Origin of the sequence: Bifidobacterium sp. UBA6881 (assembly GCA_002451435.1) — a bacterium.
GTDB lineage: Bacteria > Actinomycetota > Actinomycetes > Actinomycetales > Bifidobacteriaceae > Bifidobacterium.
Genome location: DKCF01000084.1, coordinates 1 through 3,107 on the forward strand (window position 1 = coordinate 1; position 3,107 = coordinate 3,107).

Consider the following 3,107-nt stretch of genomic DNA (forward strand, 5'->3'; position numbering starts at 1 on the left):
CCGCCGTCCTTCAGCACGTGCTTGGCGCCTTCCATATCGAATCCGGAGGCGGAGCGGTGGATGCCGTCCGCATAACCGAGCGGCACGATCGCGGTGGAGGTATCGGTCGGAGTCAGGTAGGTGCGGCCGTAGGAGATGCCATGGCCGGCCTCGACGTCCTTCACCGTGCCGAGCTGCGCCTGCAGCGTCATGGCCGGTTTCAGGCTATAGGTGGACGGCGTGCCCATGGCCGGATCGGCCTCGTACCCGTACAGGCCGATGCCCGGGCGCGTCAGCTCGAAGTGGATCTCCGGGCGGGACAGCGTCGCCGCGGTGTTGGCGAGGTGCCGGATCTCCGGCGCGATGCCGGCCGCTTCCATACGGCGGGTGAAGTCCTTGAAGTTCTCGACCTGCCTGTCGGTGGAATCCACGAATTCCGGCACGTCAGGAGCGTCGGCCACGGCGAGGTGGCTCCACTGGCCGACGATGCGCAGCACGCCTTCCTTGGCGAGCGGCACCAACTTGGCGAGCGCCGCGTCGAATCCGGCCGGCGTGAATCCATTGCGCCCGAAACCGGAATCGACCTTCACATGCACGCGTGCGGTCTTGCCGATCCGGCGGGCCGCGTCGGCCACGCCGTCGATGCCAGCGAGCGAGCCGACGGAGATGTCGATGTCGTTGTCGATCAGTTCGTCGAACGGCACGCGCGTGCCGTTGTACACCCATGTCAGAATGTGGCAGCGGTCAGGTCCGATGCCGGCCTTGCGCAGCAGCAACGCCTCATGGGACTGCGCGGTGCCCAGCCAGGTGGCGCCGCCCGCAAGCGCCGCGAGCGCGGATGGGATCAGTCCGTGTCCGTAGGCGTCGGCCTTGACCACGCCCATCACCGCGGTGCCGGAGTTCGGTCCGCCGACGACGTTCACCAAGTGACGCATGTTGTCCCGCAACGCAGCCAGATCGACGATCGCCTGCCCCGGGTATTGCCGCTGCGCGGCCTCGTAGTTCGCCTTGCCTTGTTCTGAGGAGAAATCCCATTCACGTGTAGCGCTCAAAGTCATGGCTCCTATTCTTGCGCCCCTACGAGACGGTTTGGAACCGAATCGGGCGGTTCCGGCGAATGGTGAGACGTTTCACGGTGTTTTCACGTTTTTGTCCGTGCCGGGTTTGTACACTTTGGACGTATCGGCTGCCACTGCAGCCCCTTTTTGATTTCTGGCGTTTGAGGCGTGCCAGAGTCCCGGAAATCCGTCCGGTCAGCCCATATCAAGTATTTCATTTGCAGGGAATTTTCACGACCATGGATCTATTTCGCAAAAAATCGGTGGATCAGCTCGTGTCCGAATCGACGCCGCTGAAGCGAACACTGAAAACCTTCGACCTGACCATGCTGGGCATCGGCGCGATCATCGGCACCGGCATCTTCGTGCTCACCGGCAAGGGCGCGCTCACCGCGGGGCCCGCGTTGTGCGTCTCGTTCCTGCTGGCCGCCGTCTGCTGCGGCTTCGCGGGATTGTGCTACGCGGAGTTCGCCGCGATGGCGCCGGTGTCGGGTTCGGCCTATTCCTACGCGTATCTGGCGTTCGGCGAGCTCATCGCCTTCGTGATCGGCTGGGATCTGATTTTGGAGTACGCGTTGCAGGCGGCCACCGTCTCCGCCGGCTGGTCGGGCTATTTCAACAAGCTTCTGGAAGGATTCGGTCTGCATCTTCCGGTCGAATTGACCGCGGCGTACGGCACCACGCCGGGCGTGACCACGTATTTCAACCTTCCCGGTTTCCTCATCGTGCTCGTCATCACCTGGGTGCTGTCGATCGGCATCAACCAGACGAAGAAGACCAACGACATCATGGTGATGATCAAGCTCGTCATCATCGTGCTGTTCATCGTGTGCACCGTCTGGTACATCAATCCTTCCAACTGGAAGCCGTTCTCCCCGTATGGCATCTACACGTTCCAGCCGGGTTCGACGCAGCCGTACGGCATCGTGCCCGCCGCGTCGATCGTGTTCTTCAGCTTCATCGGCTTCGACGCGGTGTCCTCGTCCGCCGAGGAGACCGTCAATCCGAACAAGACGCTGCCGCGCGGCATCCTCATCTCCCTGGCCGTCTCCACCGTGCTGTACATCGTCATGACGCTGATCATGACCGGCGTGGTGCCGTACAAGGAGTTCGCGAAGTTCATCGACGCCCCCGTCGCCGGCGTGATCCTGGAGACCGGCCTCAACTGGCTGGCGTTCATCGTGAATCTCGGCGCGCTGATCGGCATGACCACCGTCATGCTCGTGCAGCTGTACGGCCAGTCCCGCATCTGCTATGCGATGAGCCGCGACGGTCTGTTTCCGAAGTTCTTCGGCGAAGTGCATCCAAAGTACCGCACGCCGTTCAAGGGCACGTGGTTCTTCGGCCTGCTGACGGCAATCGCAGGCGGTTTCATCAACATCAACGTGTTGTTCGAACTGGTGAACATCGGCACGCTTTCGGCGTTCATCATCGTGTCCGCCGGCATTCTGTGGATGCGCAAGACCCAGCCGGACGCGCATCGCGGATTCCGCGCGCCGGGCGTGCCGTTCACACCGATCTGCGCCATCGTGTTCTGTTTCATCCTGATTCTCGGACTGAACTGGGAGACGTGGGTGCGTTTCGCGGTCTGGTTCGCGCTCGGTCTGCTCGTGTACTTCACGTACAGCCGCAAGCATTCGCAGCTCAACGAGCCGGGATTGTTCTGATCCGGTCCGGCCTGAGTCCAAGCCGGACTCAGGCCGACCCCAAGTCAGACCCAAGCCGGGTTCAAACCGGAACTAAGTGGGGATCCAAACCGGATTCAAAAGAGATTCAAGCCGAATTCAAGTCAAATCCAATCGGACCGCCACGCCCATTGTCCAATCTACCGACGCCTACGCACCCCTCACCGTCGGTGGCTTGGGCAACTCCCAAACTGCCGCCGGCCAGCACCTTCTCACCGTCGATGGGTTGGGCAACTCCCAAACCGCTAACGCTTGCATTTCGTATATTGCGCTTCCCCATTTAAAAACCTATACTGCAAAAGGACAATTTCTATGCTGGGGGTGGAGGATATGTCCAGACGCAAAACATATCCCGGAATCGTCGACGTGGCTCGCGAAGCCGGCG

At 61.6% G+C, this 3,107-nt stretch carries 2 protein-coding genes; one reads left to right on the forward strand and one right to left on the reverse strand.

Annotated elements, in window-relative coordinates; translation table 11 throughout:
- Nucleotides 1–1,037: alanine racemase (gene alr / locus B3C64_RS06665; protein WP_291534599.1), on the reverse strand; the 1,037-nt coding region annotated here is incomplete at its 3' end.
- A 239-nt stretch (nucleotides 1,038–1,276) separates the two neighbouring features.
- Here alr and B3C64_RS06670 point away from each other — a divergent pair.
- A complete protein-coding gene (locus B3C64_RS06670; RefSeq protein ID WP_291534600.1) occupies nucleotides 1,277–2,704 on the forward strand; it encodes an amino acid permease in 1,428 nt (475 codons plus the stop codon).
- Nucleotides 2,705–3,107: the final 403 nt, after the last annotated feature.